22 protein-coding genes are annotated in these 25,191 nt (G+C 71.9%); 15 read left to right on the top strand and 7 right to left on the bottom strand.

Annotated features, from left to right (window positions below):
• Positions 1 to 148 precede the first annotated feature (148 nt).
• Together ACTWQE_RS20885 and ACTWQE_RS20880 are read right to left on the bottom strand one after the other, a co-directional pair.
• Positions 149 to 982, bottom strand: a complete 834-nt coding sequence (locus ACTWQE_RS20885; protein WP_443330520.1) for a DUF3097 domain-containing protein — start codon at positions 980 to 982, stop codon at positions 149 to 151.
• A 33-nt stretch (positions 983 to 1,015) separates the two neighbouring features.
• Positions 1,016 to 1,750 (bottom strand): MBL fold metallo-hydrolase, encoded by a 735-nt coding sequence (locus ACTWQE_RS20880; protein ID WP_443330519.1) that lies wholly within the window; start codon positions 1,748 to 1,750, stop codon positions 1,016 to 1,018.
• Between the two features lie 172 nt (positions 1,751 to 1,922).
• Between ACTWQE_RS20880 and hrcA the strand changes: the two genes are divergently transcribed.
• From hrcA to ACTWQE_RS20850, 6 genes are all read left to right on the top strand, one after another.
• Positions 1,923 to 2,939, top strand: coding sequence for a heat-inducible transcriptional repressor HrcA (gene hrcA, locus ACTWQE_RS20875; RefSeq protein WP_443330518.1), 1,017 nt, complete (start codon positions 1,923 to 1,925; stop codon positions 2,937 to 2,939).
• Complete coding sequence (gene dnaJ / locus ACTWQE_RS20870) at positions 2,940 to 4,073, top strand: molecular chaperone DnaJ (protein WP_443330517.1); 1,134 nt, start codon at positions 2,940 to 2,942, stop codon at positions 4,071 to 4,073.
• A 554-nt stretch (positions 4,074 to 4,627) separates the two neighbouring features.
• Entirely contained in the window at positions 4,628 to 5,707 is a 1,080-nt protein-coding gene (locus ACTWQE_RS20865; RefSeq protein WP_443330516.1) for a nitronate monooxygenase, read from the top strand.
• Positions 5,704 to 6,447, top strand: a complete 744-nt coding sequence (locus tag ACTWQE_RS20860) for a 16S rRNA (uracil(1498)-N(3))-methyltransferase (protein WP_443330515.1) — start codon at positions 5,704 to 5,706, stop codon at positions 6,445 to 6,447. The genes ACTWQE_RS20865 and ACTWQE_RS20860 overlap by 4 nt, the downstream gene beginning before the upstream one ends.
• A 95-nt stretch (positions 6,448 to 6,542) precedes the next feature.
• Positions 6,543 to 9,884, top strand: coding sequence for a S41 family peptidase (locus tag ACTWQE_RS20855; protein ID WP_443330514.1), 3,342 nt, complete (start codon positions 6,543 to 6,545; stop codon positions 9,882 to 9,884).
• 522 nt (positions 9,885 to 10,406) lie between these two features.
• On the top strand, positions 10,407 to 12,431 hold the full coding sequence (locus tag ACTWQE_RS20850; protein ID WP_443330513.1) for a hypothetical protein: 2,025 nt from the start codon (positions 10,407 to 10,409) through the stop codon (positions 12,429 to 12,431).
• A 177-nt stretch (positions 12,432 to 12,608) separates the two neighbouring features.
• On the opposite strand, the gene ACTWQE_RS20845 is transcribed toward ACTWQE_RS20850, so the two are convergent.
• The 3 genes from ACTWQE_RS20845 to ACTWQE_RS20835 form a co-directional block, all read right to left on the bottom strand.
• The gene (locus ACTWQE_RS20845; RefSeq protein ID WP_443330512.1) at positions 12,609 to 12,788 is read right to left on the bottom strand and encodes a hypothetical protein; all 180 of its coding nucleotides are present in this window, start codon (positions 12,786 to 12,788) and stop codon (positions 12,609 to 12,611) included.
• A gap of 3 nt (positions 12,789 to 12,791) precedes the next feature.
• Complete coding sequence (locus ACTWQE_RS20840; protein WP_443330511.1) at positions 12,792 to 13,181, bottom strand: recombinase family protein; 390 nt, start codon at positions 13,179 to 13,181, stop codon at positions 12,792 to 12,794.
• A gap of 102 nt (positions 13,182 to 13,283) precedes the next feature.
• Positions 13,284 to 14,492 carry a helix-turn-helix domain-containing protein gene (locus tag ACTWQE_RS20835; protein ID WP_443330510.1) on the bottom strand — a complete coding sequence of 403 codons (1,209 nt, stop codon included), beginning with the start codon at positions 14,490 to 14,492 and terminating at the stop codon, positions 13,284 to 13,286.
• A 746-nt stretch (positions 14,493 to 15,238) separates the two neighbouring features.
• Between ACTWQE_RS20835 and ACTWQE_RS20830 the strand changes: the two genes are divergently transcribed.
• Both ACTWQE_RS20830 and ACTWQE_RS20825 read left to right on the top strand, forming a co-directional pair.
• Complete coding sequence (locus ACTWQE_RS20830; RefSeq protein WP_443330509.1) at positions 15,239 to 15,598, top strand: histidine triad nucleotide-binding protein; 360 nt, start codon at positions 15,239 to 15,241, stop codon at positions 15,596 to 15,598.
• 9 nt (positions 15,599 to 15,607) lie between these two features.
• Positions 15,608 to 16,531 (top strand): ribonuclease Z, encoded by a 924-nt coding sequence (locus tag ACTWQE_RS20825; RefSeq protein WP_443330508.1) that lies wholly within the window; start codon positions 15,608 to 15,610, stop codon positions 16,529 to 16,531.
• Positions 16,532 to 17,629: 1,098 nt separating this feature from the next.
• On the opposite strand, the gene ACTWQE_RS20820 is transcribed toward ACTWQE_RS20825, so the two are convergent.
• Entirely contained in the window at positions 17,630 to 17,797 is a 168-nt protein-coding gene (locus ACTWQE_RS20820; protein WP_443330507.1) for a hypothetical protein, read from the bottom strand.
• A 158-nt stretch (positions 17,798 to 17,955) separates the two neighbouring features.
• Between ACTWQE_RS20820 and ACTWQE_RS20815 the strand changes: the two genes are divergently transcribed.
• The 7 genes from ACTWQE_RS20815 to era all read left to right on the top strand — a co-directional run bounded on the left by ACTWQE_RS20815 (position 17,956) and on the right by era (position 24,792).
• Positions 17,956 to 18,429 carry a M1 family aminopeptidase gene (locus tag ACTWQE_RS20815; RefSeq protein ID WP_443330506.1) on the top strand — a complete coding sequence of 158 codons (474 nt, stop codon included), beginning with the start codon at positions 17,956 to 17,958 and terminating at the stop codon, positions 18,427 to 18,429.
• Between the two features lie 75 nt (positions 18,430 to 18,504).
• Positions 18,505 to 19,653 (top strand): carbohydrate kinase family protein, encoded by a 1,149-nt coding sequence (locus tag ACTWQE_RS20810; RefSeq protein WP_443330505.1) that lies wholly within the window; start codon positions 18,505 to 18,507, stop codon positions 19,651 to 19,653.
• A 335-nt stretch (positions 19,654 to 19,988) separates the two neighbouring features.
• Entirely contained in the window at positions 19,989 to 21,005 is a 1,017-nt protein-coding gene (locus tag ACTWQE_RS20805; protein ID WP_443330504.1) for a PhoH family protein, read from the top strand.
• A gap of 28 nt (positions 21,006 to 21,033) precedes the next feature.
• Positions 21,034 to 21,531 (top strand): rRNA maturation RNase YbeY, encoded by a 498-nt coding sequence (gene ybeY / locus ACTWQE_RS20800; protein ID WP_443330503.1) that lies wholly within the window; start codon positions 21,034 to 21,036, stop codon positions 21,529 to 21,531.
• Positions 21,528 to 22,862 (top strand): hemolysin family protein, encoded by a 1,335-nt coding sequence (locus tag ACTWQE_RS20795; protein ID WP_443330502.1) that lies wholly within the window; start codon positions 21,528 to 21,530, stop codon positions 22,860 to 22,862. The genes ybeY and ACTWQE_RS20795 overlap by 4 nt, the downstream gene beginning before the upstream one ends.
• A gap of 436 nt (positions 22,863 to 23,298) precedes the next feature.
• Positions 23,299 to 23,652 (top strand): cytidine deaminase, encoded by a 354-nt coding sequence (locus tag ACTWQE_RS20790; protein ID WP_443330501.1) that lies wholly within the window; start codon positions 23,299 to 23,301, stop codon positions 23,650 to 23,652.
• Between the two features lie 174 nt (positions 23,653 to 23,826).
• The gene (gene era, locus ACTWQE_RS20785; RefSeq protein WP_443330500.1) at positions 23,827 to 24,792 is read left to right on the top strand and encodes a GTPase Era; all 966 of its coding nucleotides are present in this window, start codon (positions 23,827 to 23,829) and stop codon (positions 24,790 to 24,792) included.
• 113 nt (positions 24,793 to 24,905) lie between these two features.
• Here era and ACTWQE_RS20780 read toward each other — a convergent pair whose 3' ends face one another.
• The gene (locus ACTWQE_RS20780) at positions 24,906 to 25,172 is read right to left on the bottom strand and encodes a protealysin inhibitor emfourin (protein WP_443330499.1); all 267 of its coding nucleotides are present in this window, start codon (positions 25,170 to 25,172) and stop codon (positions 24,906 to 24,908) included.
• Between the last annotated feature and the right edge of the window lie 19 nt (positions 25,173 to 25,191).

The raw sequence follows: 25,191 nt of genomic DNA, 5'->3' as shown, positions 1-25,191 counted from the left end.
GGAAAGGGAACCGCCGTGCCGGAGGGACCCACCCGGGCCCACCGGCACGACCGGACGCACCGGCCCGGCAACCGATTCCGCGGCCGGGTCCCGCAGACCGATCCCGCGGCCGTTCCGGCGGGACACACCGTGACCGGTCCCGCGCCTCCTACGGAGCCGTGACGAAGTCGATCAGCTCCTCCACCCGCCCGAGCAGCGCCGGTTCGAGGTCCTTGTAGCTGTTGACCGACCCGAGGATGCGCTGCCGCCAGGCCGCACCGGTGTTCTCCTCCCACCCCAGAGCCCGGCAGACCCCCGTCTTCCAGTCCTGCCCGCGGGGTACGGACGGCCAGGCCGGAATGCCGACGGAGGAGGGCTTCACGGCCTCCCAGATGTCGATGTAGGGGTGCCCGACGACGAGCGTGTGGGCGTCGGTGACCTGTTCCGCGATCCGGGACTCCTTCGATCCGGGCACGAGATGGTCCACCAGGACACCCAGGCGGGCACCCGGGCCCGGGGAGAACTCGCGCACGATGGCGGGCAGGTCGTCGACGCCCTCCAGATACTCCACGACCACCCCCTCGATGCGCAGGTCATCGCCCCAGACCCGCTCGACCAGCTCCGCGTCGTGCCGGCCCTCGACGTAGATGCGCCCGGCCCGCGCCACCTTGGCGCGGGCGCCGGGGACGGCGACCGAGCCGGATGCCGTACGGCCCGGAGCGCGCGGGGCCGTGACCGAGGGGCGCACCAGCGTGACGACGCGCCCCTCCAGGAGAAAGCCCCGCGGCTCCATGGGAAACACCCGGTGCTTCCCGAACCGGTCCTCCAGGGTGACGGCCGGCCCCTCCGCGGTCTTCTCCGAGCGGATCACCGCACCGCAGAAGCCGGTGACGACCTCCTCGACCACGAGGCCGGGCTCGGCGGGGACCTCGGGGGCGGGCTGTTTCTTCTTCCACGGCTTCCACGGCGGCGTGAGGTCCGGCCCGTACTGTCTGCTGCGCATCGCCCGACAGTAGGAAGAGACCGCGGGCCGTGGCTACGACACGCCGAAGCGGGCCGCCAGCACGTCGCGTTGGGCCCGGACGAACCGGGCATTGACCACCGCACCGTGTCCGGGCACGTACAGTGCGTCCTCACCGCCGAGCTCCAGGAGCCGGTCGAGCGCCGCCGGCCACTGCCCCGGTACGGCGTCCGGACCCGCCTGCGGCTCACCCGACTCCTCGACCAGATCCCCGCAGAAGACGACGCTGGGCGTCCCGCCCTCCCCGGGCACCAGGACCGCCAGATCGTGGCCGCTGTGGCCGGGGCCGACATTCGCGAGCACCGCCTCCCGCCCCCCGCCGAGCCCGATCGTCATCTCGCCGCTGACCAGATGGCGCGGCCGTACGAGCAGATCCGCGGCCTCCGTGGCGGTCTCCGGGTCCACCCCGTGCCGTACGGCGTCGTCGCGCAGCGACTCCCGCCCGCGGCGCCCGAGCATCCGCTCCAAGCCGACCGCCCCGTACACCTCCACCCCGGAGAAGGCCGCGGCGCCGAGGACATGATCGAAATGGGGGTGGGTGAGTGCGAGATGTGTCACCCTCCTGCCGAGCAACCGGTCCGCCTGCCGACGTAGTTCGGCGCCCTCGCGCAGCGTCGACCCCGCGTCCACCATGAGAACACCCGCCGGGCCGTGCACGAGGCCCGCCGTGGCGTCCCAGCCGGGCAGACGGCGCCGCGCGACGCCCGGTACCAGCTCTTCCCAACCCGGCTCTTCCCAAGTGCGGTCCATACGACGACGCTAGTGGTGACGCGATAGCGTTGCCCGCCGCCGGGTCCGCCCGGCGGGCGGGCCGCCCTTGCCCAGCTCATACCACCCGGCCGTACACTGGCTCGGGGGAAGCTGGCACTCAAACGCTACGAGTGCCAGGCGAGGCCACGGAACCACAGCTGGAGGTGTGCGCATGCTCAGTGAACGCAGACTCGAGGTACTGCGCGCCATCGTCCAGGACTATGTGGGGACGGAGGAGCCGGTGGGCTCCAAGGCGCTCACCGAGCGCCACGGTCTCGGTGTCTCCCCGGCCACCGTGCGCAACGACATGGCGGTCCTGGAGGACGAGGGCTACATCGCCCAGCCTCACACCAGCGCGGGCCGTATCCCGACCGACAAGGGGTACCGGCTCTTCGTGGACAAGCTGGCGGGCGTCAAGCCGCTGTCCTCGCCCGAGCGCCGGGCCATCCAGAACTTCCTGGACGGCGCCGTCGACCTGGACGACGTGGTGGGCCGTACGGTCCGGCTGCTCGCGCAGCTGACCCGGCAGGTCGCGGTCGTCCAGTACCCGTCGCTGACGCGGTCGACCGTCCGCCATGTGGAGCTGCTGTCGCTCGCCCCGGCCCGGATCATGCTCGTGCTGATCACGGACACCGGGCGGGTCGAGCAGCGCATGGTGGACTGCCCCGCGCCGTTCGGCGAGGCGTCGATGGCCGACCTGCGGGCGCGGCTGAACAGCCGGGTCGTGGGGCGCCGGTTCGCCGATGTCCCGCAGTTGGTGCAGGATCTGCCCGACTCGTTCGAGACGGAGGACCGGGGCACGGTCTCCACGGTTCTGGCGACACTGCTGGAAACGTTGGTCGAGGAGACCGAGGAGCGGCTGATGATCGGCGGCACCGCCAATCTCACCCGCTTCGGACATGACTTCCCGCTGACCATCAGGCCGGTGCTGGAGGCTCTCGAGGAGCAGGTGGTGCTCCTCAAGCTCCTCGGCGAGGCCAAGGACTCCGGCATGACCGTACGAATCGGGCATGAGAATGCCCACGAGGGGCTGACGTCCACATCGGTCGTCGCGGTCGGCTACGGTTCGGGCGACGAGGCAGTCGCCAAACTCGGCGTGGTCGGACCGACCCGCATGGACTACCCCGGAACGATGGGAGCGGTACGCGCAGTGGCACGTTACGTCGGACAGATCCTGGCGGAGTCGTAAGTGGCCACGGACTACTACGCCGTACTCGGCGTGCGCCGCGACGCAGGGCAGGACGAGATCAAGAAGGCGTTCCGGCGCCTGGCTCGCGAATTGCACCCGGACGTCAACCCGGACCCGAAGACCCAGGAGCGGTTCAAGGAGATCAACGCCGCTTACGAGGTCCTGTCGGACCCGCAGAAGAAGCAGGTCTACGACCTCGGCGGAGACCCGCTGTCCCAGGCGGGCGGCGGGGGCGCCGGCGGCTTCGGCGCGGGCTTCGGCAACTTCTCCGACATCATGGACGCCTTCTTCGGCACCGCCTCGCAGCGTGGGCCGAGGTCCCGTACGCGGCGCGGCCAGGACGCGATGATCCGGCTCGAGGTCGAGCTCGACGAGGCGGCGTTCGGCACGACCAAGGACATACAGGTCGACACCGCGATCGTCTGCACCACGTGCACCGGCGAGGGCGCGGCTCCCGGCACCTCGGCGCAGACCTGCGACATGTGCCGCGGCCGCGGTGAGGTGTCCCAGGTGACACGGTCCTTCCTGGGCCAGGTCATGACCTCGCGGCCGTGCCCGCAGTGCCAGGGCTTCGGGACCGTCGTGCCGACGCCGTGCCCGGAGTGCGCGGGAGACGGGCGCGTACGGTCGCGGCGCACGCTGACCGTCAAGATCCCGGCGGGCGTCGACAACGGAACCCGTATCCAGCTCGCGGGCGAAGGAGAGGTCGGCCCGGGCGGCGGCCCGGCGGGCGATCTCTACGTCGAGATCCATGAGCTGCCGCACCCGGTGTTCCAGCGGCGCGGCGACGATCTGCACTGCACGGTCACCATCCCCATGACGGCTGCGGCGCTGGGCACCCAGTGCCCGCTGGAGACGCTGGACGGGCTGGAGGAGGTCGACATCCGGCCCGGTACCCAGTCCGGTCAGTCCATCCCGCTCCACCAGCGCGGCGTCACGCATCTGCGCGGCGGCGGCCGGGGCGATCTGATCGTGCACGTCGAGGTCCAGACGCCGTCCAAGCTCGATCCGGCGCAGGAGGACCTGTTGCGGCAGCTGGCCAAGCTGCGCGGCGAGGAGCGGCCCTCCGGTCACTTCCAGCCGGGACAGCAGGGGCTCTTCTCGCGCCTGAAGGACGCCTTCAACGGCCGCTGAGGCTCTGCCGACGGCGCGCGGACGACCTGATCCGGTGTCGCCCGCGCGTCGTCGGCTTCGCACGGTCCCGGGGGGTGTGCGCGGGCCGCTCCCGCGGCCTGGTTCCCGCCCGCGGGCCCGAAGCCGGTTTCCCGGCACCGGTTCTCGCCTGCGGCTCGAAGCGCGGTTTCCCCGGCGCCTGATTCCCGGCCGGGGTCCGAAGTCCGTTTCCCCGGCGGCCTGATTCCCGGCCGCGGTCCGATGCCCGGTTCTCCCCGCGGCCTGATCCCCGCCCGCGGTCCGAAGCCCGGTCCTCCCCGGCGGCCCGATCCCCGCCCGCGGCCCCGTGCTTCGGCCGGAGGGAGCCTGGGGCCGCACGCCGTCCGGCTCGTCGGCTCCTCCGCCCCGCGCTTTCCGCCCCCGTGCTTTCCGCGCTTGCCCATTCCGCCCCCCGCGCTTACGACCCGCCCGGCGGCCCGGGTGCCGCTCTCCCGGGGCGGGACCGCCGCCCGACCCGGTCGCACGGAGCCGAGCCCGTTCGAGGGCGCGGGCCGGGGACGTGACACCATGTGGTCATGCCCTCCGCGCTCACCGATCTCTCGCCGTACCCCATCGTGCAGGCCCCCATGGCCGGTGGCGCCTCCGGCCCGGAGCTCGCCGCCGCGGTCTCCGACGCCGGTGGCCTCGGCTTCCTGGCCGCCGGGTACAAGACGCCGGAGGCCATGTACGAGGAGATCAAGCAGCTGCGCGGGCTCACCGCCCGGCCCTTCGGCGTGAATCTGTTCATGCCGCAGCCCTCCGTCGCCGACCCGGCCGCCGTCGAGGTCTACCGGGAGCAGCTCGCGGGCGAGGCGAGCTGGTACGAGACCCCGCTCGGTGACACGGACGGCAGCACCGACGACGCCTACGAGGCCAAGCTCGCGATCCTTCTGGACAACCCGGTCCCGGTCGTCTCCTTCACCTTCGGCTGCCCCTCCCGGGCCGTCTTCGACGCCCTCACCGCCGCGGGCACCCTGACCGTGGTCACCGTCACCACCCCCGCCGAGGCGCAGGCCGCCCAGTGGTCCGGGGCCGACGCCGTCTGTGTGCAGGGCATCGAGGCGGGCGGCCACCAGAGCACCCACCACGACGACCCGTACGCCGACGGCACCGGCACCGGAGTGGGCCTGCTGACGCTCATCACCCAGGTCCGTGAGGCCGTACAGCTGCCGATCGTCGCCGCCGGCGGGCTGATGCGCGGCGGGCAGATCGCGGCCGTACTGGCCGCCGGGGCCACTGCGGCCCAGCTCGGCACGGCGTTCCTCGTCTGCCCCGAATCCGGTGCGAACGCCCTGCACAAGCGGGCCCTCACCGACCCGATGTTCCCCGGCACCGAGCTGACCCGGGCCTTCTCCGGCCGTCCGGCGCGCGGGCTGGTCAACCGATTCATCCGTGAGCACGGCCCGTACGCCCCGGCCGCGTATCCGCAGATCCACTACCTCACGGCCGGGCTGCGCAAGGCCGCGGCCGCGGCCGGGGACCCGCAGGGCATGGCGCTGTGGGCGGGGCAGGGCCACCGGATGGCGCGCGAGATGCCCGCGGGCCGGCTCGTCGAGGTCCTGGCGTCCGAAATGGAGGCCGCACGGGCGTCGTTGACGCGGGGCGCCGCCTCGTGACCGCACCGGTCTTCGTCGTCGATGCCGTGCCCCGCACGGCCGAGTTCGTGCTGGATGGCGCCGAGGGGCGGCACGCCGTCTCGGTACGGCGGATGCGCCCCGGGGAGGACGTCGTCCTGACCGACGGGCACGGCAGCCGGCTGGACGGCGTGGTGCGCGCGGTCGAGGGCAAGGACCGGCTGGTCGTCCAGGTGGGTGCGTGCTCCGCCGAGGAGGAGCCGTCCCCGCGGATCACCGTCGTCCAGGCCCTCCCCAAGGGCGACCGAGGCGAACTGGCCGTCGAGACCATGACCGAGACCGGCGTCGACGCGATCGTGCCGTGGCAGGCGGCCCGCTGCATCACCCAGTGGAGGGGCGACCGGGGCGCCAAGTCCCTCGCCAAGTGGCGGAGTACGGCCCGCGAGGCGGGCAAGCAGTCGCGCCGGGTGCGCTTCCCCGACGTCGCGGAGGCGATGACGACCAAGCAGGTCGCGGCCCTTCTCGGCCGGGCCGCCTTCGCCGCCGTCCTCCACGAGGACCGTGACTGCGACAGCGAGCCCCTGGCCACCGCCGAACTCCCCGCCGAGGGCGACATCGTGCTGGTCGTGGGCCCGGAAGGCGGTGTCTCGCCGGAGGAGTTGGCGGTCTTCGCGGAGGCGGGCGCGAAGCCGTACCGGCTGGGTCCGACCGTGCTGCGTACCTCCACCGCCGGTACGGCGGCCACGGCGCTCCTCCTGGGGCGTACCGGCCGCTGGTCCTGAGCGGCCGGTACGGACCGCGGCGTTCCGCGCGAGCCGGTCCCCACCTGCTTGAAACCGCTGGTGGGGGGTGGGGTCGCCTGGTTAGTGTGGCGGGCGTGACGCAGCCTTCGTACCTCCGGTTCCCGCACTTGCACGGCGAGTTGATCGCCTTCACCGCCGAGGACGACGTCTGGGCGGCGCCTCTCGACGGCGGCCGCGCCTGGCGTGTCAGCGCGGACAACATGCCCGTTTCGCACCCACGGATCTCTCCCGACGGCCGGCACATCGCCTGGACGTCGACCCGCGACGGGGCCCCCGAGGTGCACACCGCTCCGCTCGACGGCGGCCGTTCGGCCCGGCTGACGTACTGGGGCAGCGTCAAAACCTCGGTCCGCGGCTGGACCCCCGACGGCGACATCCTGGCGATCAGTGCGTACGGGCAGGCGTCGTTGCGCCGCACCTGGGCACGGGCCGTCCCGCCGGACGGCGGCCCGGCTCGTACGCTCCCGTACGGACCGGTCGGTGACGTGGCGTACGGGCCGGACGGAGCCGTGCTCCTGCTGTCGGCCACGATGGGGCGCGAGGCCGCCGCCTGGAAGCGCTACCGCGGTGGCACGGCAGGCAAGTTGTGGATCGACCGCACGGGCGGCGGGGAGTTCGAACGGCTCCACGCCGGGCTGGACGGAAACCTGGAGTGCCCGCTGTGGGTGACCGGGGTGTCCTCCGGCGAAGGCGGCCAGGGCGGCCAGGGCAGGATCGCCTTCCTCTCCGACCACGAGGGCGTCGGCGCGCTCTACTCCTCCCTGCCCGACGGCTCCGACCTGCGTCGCCACACCGCCGTGGGGGCCACGGAGCCCGGGGGAGGCTTCTACGCCCGCCACGCCGCCACCGACGGCACGCGGGTCATCTACTCCTCCGCCGGTGAACTCTGGCTGCTGGAGGACCTGGAGAACGCCGAGCCGCGCCGCCTCGACATCCGCCTGGGAGGACAGCGCAGCGACCTCCAGCCGCACCCGGTCCGCGCCGCCGCGTATCTCGGCGACGCCCGCCCCGACCGGACCGGCCGCGGAAGCGCCGTCGAGGTGCGCGGCAGCATCCACTGGGTCACCCACCGCGAGGGCCCGGCCCGCGCGCTCGCCGCCGAACCCGGCGTACGGGCCCGTATGCCCCGCACCTTCCACGCCGCCCGCGACGGCCGCGGCAGCTCCCGCGGCGCGGAGCATGTCGTCTGGGTCACGGACGCGGAGGGGGAGGACGCCCTCGAATTCGCCCCCGCCGCCGGTACGGCGCCCGGAGCCGCCCCGCGCCGCCTCGCCGCCGGGCAGCTCGGCCGGGTCCTCGACCTCGCCGTGGCCCCCGATGGCAGCCGGGTCGCGGTGGCCTCCCACGACGGCCGCGTCCTGCTCGTGGAGCGTGAGTCCGGCGAGGTCCGCGAGGTTGCGAGCAGCGCGTACGGGGACGCCGACGGCCTGGTCTTCTCGCCCGACTCCGGCTGGCTCGCCTGGTCCCACCCCGGCCCCGGCCCGCTGCGGCAGCTGAAGATCGCCAACACCGCCGATCTGTCGGTCGCCGACGCCACCCCGCTGCGCTTCAACGACTTCTCGCCCGCCTTCACCACCGACGGCAGGCACCTCGCCTTCCTCTCCGAGCGGGCCTTCGACCCGGTCTACGACGCGCATGTCTTCGACCTCGCGTTCGTGGGCGCCTGCCGTCCGCATCTGATCACCCTTGCGGCGGCCACGCCCTCGCCGTTCGGCCCGCAGCGGTACGGCCGCCCCGTCGAGGACGAGAAGCCCGAGGGCGACGGCGACCGCCGTGACGGCGAGGAGCACGCCCCGCCGGCCACCCGTATCGACCTCGACGGGCTCGCCGACCGCGCCGTGCCCTTCCCGGTGGAGGGCGGCCGTTATTCCACGCTGCGCGCCGCCGAGGGCGGAGTGCTGTGGCTGCGCCATCCGCTGCGCGGCGTCCTCGGCGCGTCCCTCGCCGGACCCGAGGACGACGGCCCGGCCACGGCGCTGGAGCGCTACGACCTCGGACAGCGGCGGGTGGAGGAACTCGCCGAGGAGGCCGAGGACTTCGCCGTCACCGGCGACGGCAAGCGGGTGCTGCTCACCACCCACGACAAGCTGCGGATCGTACCGGCCGACAGCAAGCCCGCCGATGACGACGGCGGTGCGGACGGCACCACCGTCGACCTGTCGCGCATCCGGCTGACGGTCGACCCGGAAGCCGAGTGGCCGCAGATGTACGCGGAGGCCGGTCGGCTGATGCGGGACCACTTCTGGCGCCCCGACCTGGGCGGCGTCGACTGGGACGCGGTGCTCGACCGCTACCGCCCCGTACTCGCCAGAGTCGCCACCCACGACGACCTCGTCGATCTGCTGTGGGAGGTCCAGGGCGAGCTGGGCACCTCCCATGCGTACGTCACCCCGCCCGGCGGCCCCGGGGATCCCGCCCACCGGCAGGGCCTGCTCGGTGCGGACCTCTCCTACGTCGACGCGAGCGGTGAAGGGGCCGGTGCCGGTGGTGCGGCCGGGTCCGGTGCGGCGCAGGGGGTGTGGCGGATCGACCGGATCCTGCCCTCCGAGACATCCGACCCGCACGCCCGCTCACCGCTCACGGCGCCCGGTGTGGCCGTACGGGCCGGGGACGCGATCCTCGCCGTCGACGGGCACCGGGTGGACCCCGTCACCGGCCCGGGACCGCTGCTGGTCGGCGCGGCGGGCAAGCCCGTGGAGCTGACGATCGCCCCGGCCGGGGGCGGTGACCCCCGGCACGTCGTCGTCGTACCCCTCGCCGACGAGGAACCGCTGCGCTACCACGCATGGGTCGCCGACCGGCGTGCCTACGTCCACGAGCAGTCGGGCGGCCGTCTCGGCTATCTCCATGTGCCCGACATGGTCGGCTCCGGATGGGCGCAGCTCCACCGCGATCTGCGGGTGGAGGTCGCCCGTGAGGGCCTGGTGGTGGACGTCCGCGAGAACCGCGGCGGACACACCTCCCAGCTGGTCGTCGAGAAGCTGGCCCGCCGGATCGTCGGCTGGGACCTGCCGCGCGGTATGGCGCCCCTGAGCTACCCGCTGGACGCGCCCCGCGGGCCGGTCGTCGCCGTCGCCAACGAGTTCTCCGGTTCCGACGGCGACATCGTCAACGCGGCGATCAAGGCCCTCGGTATCGGGCCGGTGGTGGGTACCCGCACCTGGGGCGGGGTGATCGGCATCGACCACCGTTACGGTCTGGTCGACGGCACATCCGTCACCCAGCCCAAGTACGCCTTCTGGCTGGAGGGGTTCGGCTGGGACGTGGAGAACCACGGGGTCGACCCGGACGTCGAGGTCGTCCACACCCCGCAGGACTGGGCCGCGGCCCGCGACCCCCAGCTCGACGAGGCGATCCGCCTCGCACTGGAGGCCCTCGCCGAGACCCCGGCGAAGACACCGCCGTCCCTGCCGTGATCCCGGGGACGGCACCGTTGTTCCTGCCGTGATCCGGGCGAGGGCGCCGTTTCCCTGCCGTGATCGCGGCGACGGGCCCAGGCATGACGCAGGCCCGGTCGTCCGCCACGGCGCGAGCGGACGACCGGGGGCGGACGACCGGGGGCGGACGACGACCGGGGCGGGTGGCCCGTTGCGGAGGGGGCTGGGGCCAACCCGGCCCGGGGGCGCTGTCGCGAGCGGTCGATCCCCGGGAGGGGCCGCCGCCTTCCCAGCGCGTGTACGTTCGCTGACCTGGCTGAATGTCGCCCCGGCAACGGACGCCCCCACGGTGGAAGCCGATCCGGTGGGCGACCCTGCTACGGGACGAGCGGGAGCAGTACGCGGTGGAGACCTTCCGGCCGGAGCGCGGTCGCGACCAGCCGATCGAGCCTCTGTGGGCCGTGCGGGGGAACGCCGGTTCATGCCAATGTCCCACCGGACTCGGACGTCGTTGAGAAGAGACGTTCAGAACGTTTCGACCCCGAGTCCGCCGTAGGAGAAATGGTGCAACTGCAAAAGATCAGGAGGACCACGCTGGCGGCCTTGGTGGTGGGCGGCCTGGTGTCCACCGGTTCTGGGATCGCCTTCGCCGCCGACCACGGCGCCACCGCCACCGGCGGCTCCAGCACGGGCGGCGATCTGTCGCAGCAGAACACCGCGCAGGCACACCGGCAGAACAACAATTGCTCCAACCCGAACAGCTTCCTCGGGGCACCGAGACTGACCGATTCCCTTGCGGAGACCCGTTGTGCGACCGGCGACGCGTCCTTCAACAAGGACACTCTGACTGAGGGCGGCGGGGCCAGCACCACCGGCGGCTCCAGCACGGCTGAGAACGTGGTCCAGCAGAACACGGCTCAAAAGGGCCGGCAGAACAACAACTGCTCCAACCCCAACGCCTCCGGCCTCGAACTGGTGGACAGTCGGCTGCGCAGCCATTGCACCGCCAAGGACCTCTCCCACAACAAACACAGCGGGACCAAGACCGGCGGGGCCCGCACCACCGGCGGCAGCAGCACGGCGGGTACGGCGTTCGAGCAGAACACCGCGCAGGAGGGACGGCAGAACAACAACTGCGCCAACCCCAATGCCTCCAGCTTCTTCGAGCTGATGGACAGCCGGGCGGACAGCCACTGCACCGGCAAGGACCGCTCCCACACCAAGCACGCCGTCACCAAGACCGGCGGGGCACATACCACCGGCGGCTCCAGCCAAAGTGCGTTTGTGGCCCAGCAGAACACCGCGCAGGAGGGGCGGCAGAACGCCAACTGCGCCAACCCCAACAGCAACTTCGAACTGGCGGACAGCCGGGCGCGCAGCCACTGCACCGGCAAGGACCGTTCCCGCACCAAGCACGCCGTCACCAAGACCGGCGGCGCCCGCACCACCGGCGGCTCCAGCACGGCGGGTACGGCGTTCGAGCAGAACACCGCGCAGGAGGGACGGCAGAACGCCAACTGCGCCAACCCCAACGTCTCCGGGATCGACGTGGCGGACAGCCGTTTGGACAGCCACTGCACCAACAAGGACCGTTCCCACACCAAGCACGCCCTCACCAAGACCGGCGGGGCCCGCACCACCGGTGGCACCGCCACGGCCGACGCCGTGCTTCAGCAGAACACCGCCCAGGAGGGGCGCCAGAACGCCAACTGCGCCAACCCCAACGTCTCCATCATCACCCCGAGAGGCGGCCGGGTGGACAGCCACTGCACCAACAAGGATGGCTCCCACACCAAGCACGCCGTCACCAAGACCGGCGGGGCGCGCACCACCGGCGGCTCCAGCCAAGCTGCGTTTGTGGCCCAGCAGAACACCGCGCAGGAGGGGCGGCAGAACAACAACTGCGCCAACCCCAATAACTCCAGCATCGGCCTGAGTGACAGTGGCCGGGTGGACAGCCACTGCACCAACAAGGACCGCTCCCACACCAAGCACACCGTCACCAAGACCGGCGGCGCCCGCACCACGGGCGGCTCCAGCACAGCCGGCACCACCGTGACTCAGCAGAACACCGCGCAGGAGGGCCGGCAGAACAACAACTGCGCCAACCTCAACGCCTCCCGTATCACCGCAACCGGTGGCCGGGTGGACAGCCACTGCACCAACAAGGATGGCTCCCACACCAAGCACGCCGTCACCAAGACCGGCGGGGCCCGCACCACCGGCGGCTCCAGCACAGCCGGCACGGCGTTCCAGCAGAACACCGCGCAGGAGGGGCGGCAGAACAACAACTGCGCCAACCCCAACAACTCCAGCATCACCCTGACGGACAGCCGGGCGGAGACCCGTTGCAAGACGATCGACCACTCCACCCGCGTGGGCACCGCCGAGATCAGCGACGGCGCAGAGGCCGAAGGCGGCTCCAGCACAGCTGGCCTGTTCCAGCAGAACACCGCGCAGGAGGGGCGGCAGAACAACAACTGCGGCAACCCCAACAGCCTGACCCTCACCGCCTCCGGCAGCCACACCCGGGCCCAGTGCGTCGCCGTCGACAGATCCAAGAACATCGGCTCCGTCTCCCGGTAGCCGCGGCCACAGCAGGTCATCGACTCCCTGCGAGGGCGGCACCCCACGAGGGTGCCGCCCTCGGTTGATGCAATGCGACGCTGGTCACAGGATCCGGCGCCCGAGCGGGAGGCCACAGCGCGTACGCTCCCGGGAGCCTGCTGTCTTCTGGGCAGGGGCCTGTGGGGCCAACCCGGTTCAACCCGGCCCGGGGGCGCTGTCGCCGTTCGGGTCCAGCGGCTGGAGCCCGTACCGCTCCCGGCAGTCGGGGCAGGCGTAGAACATCGCGCCCGGTCCGCTCCCGGTCTCGACAGCGGCGACGAGAACGCCCTCGCTCGTCCACTCCTTGTGCCAATGGCACATCCGCTCCGTGCTCATGGCTCAGCCCTCCGACGGTGCGAGCGTCGCGCGTGCGCTCTCGTCGGACTGGCCGAAGCTGGTGACGGTGCGGCCACCGGCGAGCGCGACCCTGCGGCTCAACCGCTCGCGCGCCATGGCGTCGCGGCACAAGCGCTCCCAGCTGTGCACCAGACAAACTCTCGTACGGGCGTCGGAGCACCGGCCCATCGCGGCACACAGGGCGTCCAGCTGGGGGCGGTGCTCCTCGCTCAGCGCGTCGTCTCCGCGGTCGACCCAGTGACCGGCCACCTCCCAGCCCTGCCGTTCCGCGTACGTGCGGCAGCCGTCGAGACGGAGATCGAGGGTACCGGGCGACCGCGTCGCGTGCCGGTCGTAAATGTAGGCGAGCGGTCGGTCGGGACTGGTGGACATGGTCGGCTCCGTGTACGGACGGTGTTCTGACCGTCACAGAGTGCCGATGCGGAAGGCATGTGGGTTTCACAGCTTGTGAAACCCACGGTCCTTGACAAACCGTTAGATACCCATCCAGTGAGCCAAGTTGGCCAGTGTCTCACTGCTCTGCCGGTCCGCCCGGCGCAGTGCGAGGACCGTTTCCCGGGCGTGAGGGTGGAAGCGGGCCTGTTGGGGGGCGGCGTGGCGGGCCTTCTGCAATGACTCCAGCGCTCCGCCGCGGTCGCCGGTCCACAGTTGGGCGCGGCTGAGGTCGATGAAGTGGTGGCCGACCCGGTCGGGTGAGGTCTCGACGAACTCGGCGGGAAAGCGGATCTCCCGGGCTTCCTGTACCGCACGGCCGTAGTTGCCCAGCTCCACCTCCACCGCCACCTTGTGAATGGAGGTGTTGGACGGGCCGAAGGACAACACGTAATTCTGCGTGTCGCCACCCAGCCGCTTCGCTGTGGCCGCTGCCTCGTCCAGCTCGGCACGCGCCTGCTCCGCGTCTCCGCTGCGGGCGGCCAGGATCGCCGCCCGCAGCCGTAGGTTGCCCTGCACGCACAGTGCGGCACGCTCCCCCGCTGTGGCGGCTTCCTCGACGTCGTCGAGAGACCGATTCATCAGCCGCAGCCCGACATCGTGCCGACCGGTGCTGAAACTCCCCTGCGCCCGGAGGTAGGCGGTCAGCATGACCATGTACGGGTCGCCGCTCCGCTCTGCGCTGTACGACATGCGGGCGAGCACGGTGTTCCCCAGATCGAGGTGCCCGAGCTTGTACACCACATCGTGCACACACCGGTAGGTGTACGCGAGCAACTGGTGCGCGCGTTCCCTCCGGGAGCCCTCGTACTGCTGGGTCGACTCCACCAGCTCGTCAATGACCGCCGGGGCGTCGCGGGCCACCTTGAGGTAGTTCGCGGCGCGTCGTGCCTGCCCCAGCCCGCTGACTGATGGGGCGATGTGGTCGAGCGGGCGCAGCGGCACGCCGGTGTCGAGCGCCATGTCCCAGTTCTCCAGGCTGGCGCGGAGCGCCGCCAGGGGCGCCTCGAATCGGTCGGCTCGGATTTCCTCTGTGTACGGCTGGCCCACCAGCACGCTGCTCTCGATGCCGAGTGCTCGGGCGCATGCCGCGACGAGAGCCGGTGAGGCCGGCCTGTGGCCGCTCTCCACCTTGCTGAGCAGACTGAACGAGACGTGTGCTGACTGGGCGAGGCCGCGCTGTGTCAGATGCGCCAACTTGCGCTGTTCCGCAATCCGCGCGCCGATGTGCATGCCGGTGTCGTCGGGCATCCTGGGGCTCCGTTCTGCTGCGACACCAGAACCGTACCGTCGGCCGGTTCGGGTGAGTACAGCCAACGGCCTCACCACGATGGGGGTGGACCGTCGTGCTCTGTGCGACCACGCGAGGCGGTGCGGCCGCAGCCACGATCCCGCCTCGACCAGTCGTCGGAGTGCTGCTCGCCCGCCATCGCGCTCACCGGAACGGCAGGTTTTTCACGGGTCGCCCGCACCCGTAACGCCCGGGCCGGAACCCTGCCGTCCGCCGAGGCACCGGACCCCGGGCACCCTTGTAGGGAGTGCCCATGGCGATGAGAAACCGCTGATCCGCCTGCGCGCCGCCGTGGACGCTGCGCCCGAGGACGTACCGCTCCGGTTGTTCCTGACCGAGCTGCTGCGTGGAGTGTCGGAGCGGGTCCGCGCGGACGTGCTCGCGGTGGCGTGTGGCTGTCCGTCGGTGGCCGTGACGGTCTGCCGTCCTCCTGCCGGGTCTCGTGGAGGTACGCGTGGTGGCGGGTCCCGCGGACGGGGCCCGGCGGTGCTCGCGGCCTTCCCCGGCTCCGCCCTGGCGCTGCCTGCCGTCGTCTGCCCGGGCAGCGGAGACGCCCGGCGGCGCCGCGGATACCGGGGCTGAGGGGCGGGCCCGCTAGCATGCGACCGTACTGATCGAACAGCACTCGGCTCGAGAACAGCACTCGGCTCGGTGCGTACTCGGCTCGAAGCGTGCTCAGTGGACTCGGTGAAGGAGGGCTCGGGCAATGGCGGGAGAACCGCAGGCCGACTGCCTGTTCTGCAAGATCGCCGCGGGGGAGGTCCCGGCGGACGTCGTACGCGAGACGGAGACCACCGTCGCGTTCCGCGACATCAACCCCCAGGCGCCCACGCATGTCCTCGTCATCCCCAAGGCGCACTACCGCGACGCCGCCACCCTCGCGGCCGCCGAGCCGCAGCTCACGGCGGACATACTGCGTGAGGCGGGCGAGGTGGCGGCCGAGGACAAGGTCGACGGCACGGGGTACCGCATCGTCTTCAACACCGGTTCGGGCGCGGGCCAGACCGTCTTCCACGCCCATGCGCATGTGCTCGGCGGCCGCGGCCTCAACTGGCCGCCCGGATAAGGCGTCCCGGTGTCCTCCCGCGAACTCGTCGTCCTCGGCACCGCGAGTCAGGTCCCGACCCGGCACCGGAACCACAACGGCTATCTGCTGCGCTGGGACGGCGAGGGCATCCTGTTCGACCCCGGTGAGGGCACCCAGCGGCAGATGCTGCTGGCGGGCGTCGCCGCCCACGACCTCACCCGGCTCTGTGTCACACACTTCCACGGAGATCACTCCCTCGGCCTCGCCGGGGTCGTCCAGCGCATCAACCTCGACCGGGTCCCTCATCCGGTCACCGCGTACTACCCGGCGAGCGGCAAGCGCTTCTTCGACCGGCTGCGCTACTCCACCGCCTACCGCGAGACCGTGCAGCTGCGCGAGGAACCGGTCTCCGGCGAGGGCGGCGTTATCGTCGCCGGGCCGCACTTCACCCTCGAGGCCCGCAGGCTCTCGCACTCCGTGGAGGCCTTCGGCTACCGGCTCACCGAGCCGGACGGACGGCGCATTCTCCCCGACCGGCTGGCCGCGTACGGGATCCGCGGCCCCGAGATCGGCCGGATCCAGCGCGAGGGCGTGCTCACCACCGCGGACGGCGTCACGGTCACCCTCGATGAGGTGAGCGAGGCACGGCGGGGGCAGAGTTTCGCGTTCGTCATGGACACCCGGATGTGCGAGGGGGTGCAGGCTCTCGCCGAGCGGTGCGACATGCTCGTCATCGAGTCGACCTTCCTGGACGAGGAGATACGACTGGCCGAGGAGCACGGTCATCTGACGGCTGGTCAGGCAGGCCGTGCTGCCGCGGAGGCGGGGGTGGGTCATCTGGTGCTCACGCACTTCTCCCAGCGCTACTCCGATCCCGCGGAGTTCGAACGCCAGGCGCGGGCTGCCGGTTTCGAAGGGGAACTGACCCTTGCCCGCGATCTGTTGAGGGTCTCGCTGCCCAAGCGCCGCTGAAGCGCGGCCGCTGAGCCCGCCCGCGCGCCCGGTGGGCACGTTCGCCGACCCCTGCGTCGAGGCCGGCCGGGCATCTCTGCGGTGGCCGGGCCGGGAGGGCTCGACGACGGGTCAGAAGGCGGGGAGTCCCCGGCGCCGATCGCCCCCAACCGTCGAGCAGGGCACCGCGGAAGAACGTCACGGGTGGCGCGGCCGCTGAGCGGCGCCGGTGAACGGGCACCTCAAGGCGGCCCCTGAGCGCGCCCCGTGATCGGCGGGCGGTGCCGGGCGACCCGGCGTAGCCTGGCATCAGGGCCGCGCACCAGGCATGCCGCAGGCAACGAGATCCAGGGCAGTCGATGGCGAAGTCGTGCGCACTCGGCGAGGCGGAGGTCCTGCCACTCGGCGAGGTGGAGGTCCGGCTGAACGAGCCGGCCGCACCCCGGGCCGCGCCATGAAACGGACCGTCCGCTCCGCCCTTCCGGCCGCGGTGGCCGCCGCGCTGCTGACCGTACCCGGCGGGGCACCGGGCGCCGCCGACCGGGCGGCTGCCAGTCCTTCCGTACGGGCCGCCGTGCCCGGTGCTCCCGTGCCCGGCGCGCACCCCGGGACCGCCGCGGCGGCCGCGCCGGGCGGCGGTGGTGCGTCGCGCGCCGCCGGGGACCTCGCACGGCCCGTGTACGACATCCGGCTGCGCAGCGACCGCAGCGGCACGCACTGGACCGGCCGGCAGCGGACATCGTTCACCAACACCACCGGGGCGCCCCTGCACACGGTGCACCTGCGGCTCTGGGGCAACTCCCGCGAGGGCTGCCGGAGTACGCCGCCGCCGGTGCGGATCACCCGTATCGAAGGCGGCAGCCCGGGGGGCACCTCTGTCGGTTGCACGGCGCTCCGCGTCGATCTGGCGGAGCCGCTGCCGCACGGAGGCCGGACCACCCTGGGATTCCGGCTGTCGCTCGCCGTGCCCGACCGCGCCGAGCGCTTCGGCCGGTCGGGCGACTACCGCTTCCTCGGCAATGCCGTGCCCGTCCTGGCAGCAGGCCGTCATCTGGACCCCGACGTGGGCTTCGGCGAGAGCTACCACAGCCTCGTGGCCGACTTCCGGGTACGGCTCGATCACCCGTCGCGGCTGAAGGTTCCCACGACGGGGACGGCCGTCGCCCGGCCGGGGGAGCGGGGCCGGACCGTGACCACCGGCACCGCGCCACGGGTCCGCGACTTCGCCTGGGCGGCGGGGCCGTTCCGTACGGCTGCTGATGTCTCATGGGGCGGTGTGAGGGTCAACTCCTACCGGACCCCCACCACTTCGGCGGCCGGTGCCGAGGCGGCCCGGAAGGAGGCAGCCGCCGCGCTGGACGACTTCGGGGAGCGCTACGGCCGTTACCCGGACGGGGAGGTCGATCTCGTCCTCCACGACGGGTTTCGACGCCACGTCCGGCAACATGGAGTACCCCGGCCTCGTCCTCCTGAGCTCGGCGCGTATGGCCGTGGCGCACGAAGTGGCCCACCAGTGGTGGTACGGCATCGTCGGCAACGACCAGTTCCGCGAGCCCTGGCTGGACGAGTCCTTCGCCGTCTACGCGGCCGACGTGTTCCGTGGAGACCACCGCCCGGGCTGCTGGGAACGGGTCTCCTGGCCGCGCCGGGACGACGCGATCACCCGTTCCATGGGTCACTGGGCCCGCGGCGGGACGGGCCGGGAGTCCGCCTGGAGAACCGTCGTCTACGTCAACGGCTCCTGCGCCCTGCACGACCTGGAGCGGAAGATCGGCGGCCCGGCGATGGCGCGGCTGCTCCGCCAGTACGTCCGCGACCACTGGCACGGTGTCGCCACCACCGCCGACTTCCAGCGAGCCGCCCGAGCGGCCACCCCCCAGGACCTGCGCGCCTTCTGGCGCGAGCACCGCATCCGCTGAGCTTGGCCGGATCCTTACGTTGGGGCACAGTGGTGCAACCTGCGACGATCGTGGTGAGGCCAGGGAGTCATGGTGATGTCAGGAGACGGAAACCAGCCATCGGGCGGTCCGCCGGCGGCGGACGTCGTGGCGGCGGCCGGCCGTCTGCTCGACCCGCTGGCTGCCCTCCGCACCCCTGCCGACCCGCCCGTCGACGTGTACCTCACCGGCTCCGTCTTCCTCGACATCATTTTCACCGGGCTCGACAGCGCCCCCGTCCGCGGCACCGAGTCCTGGGCGCGCGGCATGGGCTCCAGCCCCGGCGGGGTCGCCAACATGGCCACCGCCCTCGCCCGGCTCGGTCTGCGCACCTCCCTCGCCGCCGCCTTCGGGGACGACATGTACGGCGACTACTGCTGGGACAGCCTCGAGAACGGCGAGGGCATCGACCTCACCCAGTCCCACCGGGTACGCGGCTGGCACTCCCCGGTCACCGTCTCCATGGCCTACGAGGGCGAGCGCACGATGGTGTCGCACGGCCACGAGGCGCCGCAGCCCGCCGTACTCGACCAGGAGGGCGCCCCCGAGTGCCCGCCCCCCGCCCGCGCCTGCGTCGCCTCCCTCGCCCCCGGCCGCGTCGAGGACTGGGTCGCGGTCGCCGCGCGCCGCGGCAGCCGTATCTTCGCCGACGTCGGCTGGGACGACTCCGGCCGCTGGGAGCTCGCCGCCCTCGCCGATCTGGCGCACTGCGAGGCCTTCCTCCCCAACGCCGAGGAAGCGATGCGCTACACCCGCACCGACTCGCCGCGCGCCGCCGCCCACGCGCTCGCCGACAAGGTGCCGCTCGCCGTCGTCACCATGGGCGCCGACGGCGCGTACGCCGTGGACGGCCGCACCGGCGAGACGGCCGAGGTGCCCGCCATCCGGGTCGAGGCGCTCGACCCGACCGGCGCCGGGGACGTCTTCGTCGCCGGTTTCGTCACCGGCACCCTGGCCGGCTGGCCGCTCGCCGACCGGCTCGCCTTCGCCGGTCTGACGGCCGCCCTCTCCGTCCAGGAGTTCGGCGGCTCGCTCTCCGCCCCGGGCTGGGTCGAGGTCGCTGCCTGGTGGCAGCATGTGAAGTCCTACGACGACCAGGCGGCCGCCCTCCGGCACTACGCCTTCCTCGACGACCTGCTGCCCGCCGGAGGCCGCCCCGGGCCGCTGCGCCGCGCCGTCCCCACGATCGGCTTCCGCCAGCGCTGAGCCGCTCCCCGCTGTCCCCCTGAGCCGCCCGCCGAGCCTCCTCCCGGGCTGTCCCTGAGCCAGCGCCCTCCGAGCTCCTCCCGGGCGCCCCCGGAGCCACCTGCCGAGCCGCGTCCCGGGCGCCCCCTGAGCCGCCCGCCGAGCCTCCTCCCCGGCCGTCCTTCTGAGCCGCGTCCCGAGGTATGGACCGGCGGCCCGGACGCGGGTGACGTACCGCGAAAAGTACTCGGGACTTGTCGGTGCTCCGTCGTAGGCTGGATACCCGTAGGCGCCGTGCGGAAGACGTACGGCATGTCGAGCACAGAAGGCGGGTCTGGAGGCCAGAGAGCCGGCCCATGACGCAGACACCCACAGCCAACACCCCCGAGCGGGGACAGGCGCGCGCCCACTTCACCGTCCCCGCCAAGCACCCCATGGTCACGGTCCTGGGCTCCGGCGACTCCCTGCTGCGCGTGATCGAGAAGGCGTTTCCCGGCACCGACATCCATGTACGGGGTGATCAGGTCAGCGCGGTCGGCGACGAGCGGGAAGTAGCGCTGATCCAGCGATTGTTCGACGAGATGATGCTGGTGCTCCGCACCGGCCAGCCGATGACGGAGGACGCAGTGGAACGCTCGATCGCCATGCTGCGCGAGGAGGACGGAGCAGCGGGCGAGACCGAGTCCCCTGCCGAGGTGCTCACCCAGAACATCCTGTCCAACCGCGGCCGCACCATCCGCCCCAAGACCCTCAACCAGAAGCGCTACGTCGACGCGATCGACAAGCACACCGTCGTCTTCGGCATCGGCCCGGCCGGTACGGGCAAGACCTATCTGGCCATGGCCAAGGCGGTCCAGGCCCTGCAGTCCAAGCAGGTCAACCGGATCATCCTGACCAGGCCGGCCGTCGAGGCGGGCGAGCGGCTCGGCTTCCTGCCCGGCACGCTCTACGAGAAGATCGACCCGTATCTGCGCCCGCTCTACGACGCGCTGCACGACATGCTGGACCCGGACTCGATCCCGCGGCTGATGGCGGCCGGGACGATCGAGGTCGCTCCGCTGGCCTATATGCGCGGCCGGACGCTCAACGACGCGTTCATCATCCTCGACGAGGCGCAGAACACGAACCCCGAGCAGATGAAGATGTTCCTCACCCGGCTCGGCTTCGACTCCAAGATCGTGATCACGGGTGATGTCACCCAGATCGACCTCCCGGGCGGCACGAAGAGCGGTCTGCGCCAGGTCAGGGAGATCCTCGAAGGGGTCGACGACGTCCACTTCTCGATTCTCAACAGCAGTGACGTGGTCCGCCACAAGCTGGTGGGCCGTATCGTCGACGCGTACGAGGTGTACGACAGCCGCAACGGTCTGTGACAAACCGACGAAAGTAACGCAAAACCCCATGTCGATCGACGTCAACAACGAATCCGGAACGGACATCGACGAGCAGGCGGTCCTGGACGTCGCCCGCTACGCCCTCACCCGGATGCGTATCCACCCGCTCTCCGAGCTCTCGGTGATCGTCGTCGACTCCGGCGCCATGGAACAGCTCCACATCCAGTGGATGGACCTGCCCGGGCCGACCGATGTCATGTCCTTCCCGATGGATGAGCTGCGCCCGCCCGCGAAGGACGACGAGGAGCCCCCCCAGGGGCTCCTCGGCGACATCGTGCTCTGCCCGGAAGTGGCGAAGAAGCAAGGCGAGGAAGCGGAGACGGCCCACTCGATGGACGAGGAGCTCCAGCTCCTCACCGTCCACGGCGTCCTCCACCTGCTCGGTTACGACCACGAGGAGGCCAACGAGAGGGCCGAGATGTTCGGCCTGCAGAAGGCGATCATCGACGGCTGGCGTGCCGAACGCGGCCTCGAAGGGCCGTCCCCGGCCCCCACCACGCGATGACCGGACAGTTCGTCGCGGCCGCCGTCCTGCTGGTCGTCGTCGCCTGGCTCGCCGCCTGCGCCGAAACCGGACTCGCCCGTACGAGCCGCTTCCGCGCGGGGGAAGCCGCACGCTCCGGGCGGCGCGGCAGCGCCAAGCTGATGGCCGTCGCCGAGGACCCCACCCGCTACCTCAACGTCGCGTTGCTGGTGCGCGTCACTTGCGAGATGGCCGCGGGCGTCCTGGTCACCTACGCCTGTGTGCGCGAATTCGACGAGACCTGGGAGGCGTTGACCATCGCCCTGGGCGTGATGGTCCTCGTCTCCTATGTCGCCGTCGGCGTCTCCCCGCGCACCATCGGCCGCCAGCACCCGCTGAACACGGCCACCGCGGCCGCGTACGTCCTGCTGCCGCTCGCCCGTGTCATGGGCCCCATCCCGCAGCTCCTGATCCTCCTCGGTAACGCGCTCACCCCCGGCAAGGGCTTCCGCAAGGGCCCCTTCGCCTCCGAGGCCGAGCTGCGCGCGCTGGTGGACCTCGCCGAGCAGGAGTCCCTCATCGAGGACGACGAGCGCCGCATGGTGCACTCCGTCTTCGAACTCGGCGACACCCTTGTCCGTGAGGTCATGGTGCCGCGTACCGACCTCGTCGTCATAGAGCGGGCCAAGACCGTCCGCCAGGCGCTCACCCTCGCCCTGCGCTCCGGTTTCTCCCGTATCCCGGTGACCGGGGAGAGCGAGGACGACGTCGTCGGCATCGTGTATCTGAAGGACCTCGTCCGGAAGACCCATATCAACCGGGACTCCGAATCCGAGCTGGTCTCCACCGCCATGCGGCCGGCCGTGTTCGTGCCCGACACCAAGAACGCGGGCGACCTGCTGCGCGAGATGCAGCACGACCGCAACCATGTCGCCGTCGTCATCGACGAGTACGGCGGGACCGCGGGCATCGTCACCATCGAGGACATCCTCGAGGAGATCGTCGGGGAGATCACCGACGAGTACGACCGCGAGCTGCCCCCGGTCGAGGAGCTCGGCGACGGCACGTACCGCGTCACGGCCCGGCTCGACATCGGTGACCTCGGCGAGCTCTACGGCCTGCGACTGGACGACGAGGACGTGGAGACGGTCGGCGGTCTGCTGGCCAAGTCCCTGGGCCGGGTCCCGATCGCGGGCGCCACGGCCGAGGTCGACCTCTCGGAGGACACCTCGGACTCCTCGCTCAAGGCCCTCCGGCTGACGGCGGAATCCCCGGCCGGGCGCCGCAACAGGATCGTCACGGTCCTGGTGGAGCCCGTCCGCTCGGGAGAGGGCCCACCGGCCGAGGAGAACATGGCCAACGGGAAGGACTGAAGCCGCGGTGCGCCGAGCTCCGTCGCCGGCGTGCCGTCCACGGCGGTGGTCCCGCCCGCGGCGACGGAGTTCAGCGGGCGCCGGCCACACGGAAGCGACGGAGGCTCGGGCCGCACGGAAGCGACCGGGCCCCGGCCGCACAGAAGCGACGGGGCTCGGGCCACAGGAGAGCGACGAGCGCGGGTTTCGGCCGCAGACGGGAACCACGGGCCTCAAGGCTTCGGTCCGGGGAGCGACGGGCTCGGCGCCTCGGCCACACGGGAGCGACGCGCTTCGGGGAGGTCAGGGCCTCCGGCGGTGACGGGGCAGGCCGGGGAGGCCCGGCCACCGGACCGACCGTTTCGGGGGTGTCTCCCGGCCACCGGCAGCGGTAGGCCTCGCAGGTCCGGTGGAGCCGGTCCGTTCCCGCCCCCGGCCGCGTCCTATGCTCATCCGCATGAGCGAAGCAGCGCCTCTCGACCCGGAAGACCGCAAGATCATCACCCTCGCCCGCTCCGCGCGGGCCAGGAACGCCGTCGCCGAGGGAGCGGCCGTACGGGACGAGACCGGCCGGACGTATGTCGCCGGGACCGTCGATCTGGACTCTCTCAAGCTCAGTGCGTTGCAGACCGCCGTCGCGATGGCCGTGGCCAGCGGCGCCCAGTCCCTCGAGGCCGCCGCTGTGGTCACCGAGGCCGCCGCGGCCTCGGACACCGACCGGGCCGCCGTACGGGACCTCGGCGGCCCGGACACCCCCGTCCTGCTCGCCGCACCGGACGGCACTCTCCGCGCCTCCGTCTCCGCCGGATAGGACCCAGGTGGGAACCCCGCGGTCGTGCGGTGCGGTGCGCGCGGCAAGGGCTCGCGCCTCGGCAGAGATCGCGCGGCAGATCGGTCGGGAGCCGGAGGGAACGCCCCGGCTCCCAGGCCGTCCTCGTTCCCGTTGTCCCGCGGCTGGTCGAGCCGGCCCGGATGATCGGGGAGAATGGTTGCCATGAGTGACCGATCCCCCTCGTCCCCGACCGCGCCGGAGGCGGCCCCCCACCGCTCGGGCTTCGCGTGCTTCGTCGGCCGCCCCAACGCGGGCAAGTCGACTCTGACCAACGCACTGGTGGGGACGAAGGTGGCCATCACCTCCACCCGGCCGCAGACGACCCGGCACACCGTCCGGGGCGTCGTGCACCGCCCCGACGCGCAGCTGGTCCTCGTCGACACCCCCGGCCTCCACAAGCCCCGCACCCTCCTCGGCGAGCGGCTCAACGACGTCGTACGGACCACCTGGGCCGAGGTCGATGTCATCGGCTTCTGTCTGCCCGCCGACCAGAAGCTCGGCCCCGGCGATCGCTACATCGCCTCCGAGCTGGCCGGGATCAAGAAAACCCCCAAGGTCGCCATCGTCACCAAGACCGACCTGGTGGACTCGGAGCAGCTTGCGCAGCAGCTGATCGCGATCGACAAGCTCGGGACGGAACTGGGCATCGACTGGGCGGAGATCGTCCCCGTATCGGCCGTCGGGGACCAGCAGGTCGGACTTCTGGCCGACCTCCTCGTCCCGCTCCTGCCCGAAGGCCCGGAGCTCTACCCCGAGGGCCACCTCACCGACGAGCCCGAGCAGGTCATGGTCGCGGAACTCATCCGCGAGGCCGCGCTGGAGGGCGTACGCGACGAGCTGCCGCACTCGATCGCCGTCGTCGTCGAGGAGATGCTGCCCCGGGAGGGCCGCCCCGAGAACAAGCCGCTGCTCGACATCCACGCCAACGTCTATATCGAGCGGCCCAGCCAGAAGGGCATCATCATCGGCCCGAAGGGCGCCCGTCTGAAGGAGGTCGGGACGAAGTCGCGCAAGCACATCGAGGCGCTGCTCGGCACCTCGGTCTTCCTCGACCTGCACGTCAAGGTCGCCAAGGACTGGCAGCGCGATCCCAAGCAGCTGCGCAAGCTGGGCTTCTGAAACGGCTGACCCCGCTGAAACGGCTGACCCGCTGACCGACTGCGCCGCCGCGCCGGCCGCTGAGCCGTGGTGCGTGCCGCTGAAGCGCCGCGGGGCGACTGCCCGGACCGCCGCTACGCACCTTCCTTCAGCACCCGGGTGATCAACTCGCGCTGCGCCTCGGTCAGCCGGGGATCCGCGCAGTAGACCGTGCGGTCGTCGACCGTGAGCTGGTAGCTGAAGCCGTCGGGTACGCCGACCGGGGGCGTGCCCCGGCCGGCGGCGGCCGCCTCCTCGGCCAGGGTGTGCCACTCCGGGGCGTCGGCCCGCCCCGAGGTGTCCACCTCGGCGTAGCGCTCGATGCCCGCGAACCCTCCGGTACGCCTCACCTGAATACGCATGGCTCCATCCCTACCCGCT

The organism is Streptomyces sp. 8N706 (assembly GCF_052245415.1).
In the GTDB taxonomy this organism is placed as follows: Bacteria; Actinomycetota; Actinomycetes; order Streptomycetales; family Streptomycetaceae; genus Streptomyces.
The sequence above is the reverse complement of the archived record's forward strand: the minus strand, read 5'-3'. Positions and strand labels throughout refer to the sequence as shown.

Coding starts and splice junctions, on each gene's coding strand:
- ACTWQE_RS20885 (WP_443330520.1), bottom strand. CDS start 982: ATGCGCAGCAGACAGTACGGGCCGGACCTCACGCCGCCGTGGAAGCCG.
- ACTWQE_RS20880 (WP_443330519.1), bottom strand. CDS start 1,750: ATGGACCGCACTTGGGAAGAGCCGGGTTGGGAAGAGCTGGTACCGGGC.
- hrcA (WP_443330518.1), top strand. CDS start 1,923: ATGCTCAGTGAACGCAGACTCGAGGTACTGCGCGCCATCGTCCAGGAC.
- ACTWQE_RS20865 (WP_443330516.1), top strand. CDS start 4,628: ATGCCCTCCGCGCTCACCGATCTCTCGCCGTACCCCATCGTGCAGGCC.
- ACTWQE_RS20850 (WP_443330513.1), top strand. CDS start 10,407: ATGGTGCAACTGCAAAAGATCAGGAGGACCACGCTGGCGGCCTTGGTG.
- ACTWQE_RS20845 (WP_443330512.1), bottom strand. CDS start 12,788: ATGAGCACGGAGCGGATGTGCCATTGGCACAAGGAGTGGACGAGCGAG.
- ACTWQE_RS20840 (WP_443330511.1), bottom strand. CDS start 13,181: ATGTCCACCAGTCCCGACCGACCGCTCGCCTACATTTACGACCGGCAC.
- ACTWQE_RS20835 (WP_443330510.1), bottom strand. CDS start 14,492: ATGCCCGACGACACCGGCATGCACATCGGCGCGCGGATTGCGGAACAG.
- ACTWQE_RS20830 (WP_443330509.1), top strand. CDS start 15,239: ATGGCGGGAGAACCGCAGGCCGACTGCCTGTTCTGCAAGATCGCCGCG.
- ACTWQE_RS20815 (WP_443330506.1), top strand. CDS start 17,956: ATGGAGTACCCCGGCCTCGTCCTCCTGAGCTCGGCGCGTATGGCCGTG.
- ACTWQE_RS20810 (WP_443330505.1), top strand. CDS start 18,505: ATGTCAGGAGACGGAAACCAGCCATCGGGCGGTCCGCCGGCGGCGGAC.
- ACTWQE_RS20805 (WP_443330504.1), top strand. CDS start 19,989: ATGACGCAGACACCCACAGCCAACACCCCCGAGCGGGGACAGGCGCGC.
- ybeY (WP_443330503.1), top strand. CDS start 21,034: ATGTCGATCGACGTCAACAACGAATCCGGAACGGACATCGACGAGCAG.
- ACTWQE_RS20795 (WP_443330502.1), top strand. CDS start 21,528: ATGACCGGACAGTTCGTCGCGGCCGCCGTCCTGCTGGTCGTCGTCGCC.
- ACTWQE_RS20790 (WP_443330501.1), top strand. CDS start 23,299: ATGAGCGAAGCAGCGCCTCTCGACCCGGAAGACCGCAAGATCATCACC.
- era (WP_443330500.1), top strand. CDS start 23,827: ATGGTTGCCATGAGTGACCGATCCCCCTCGTCCCCGACCGCGCCGGAG.
- ACTWQE_RS20780 (WP_443330499.1), bottom strand. CDS start 25,172: ATGCGTATTCAGGTGAGGCGTACCGGAGGGTTCGCGGGCATCGAGCGC.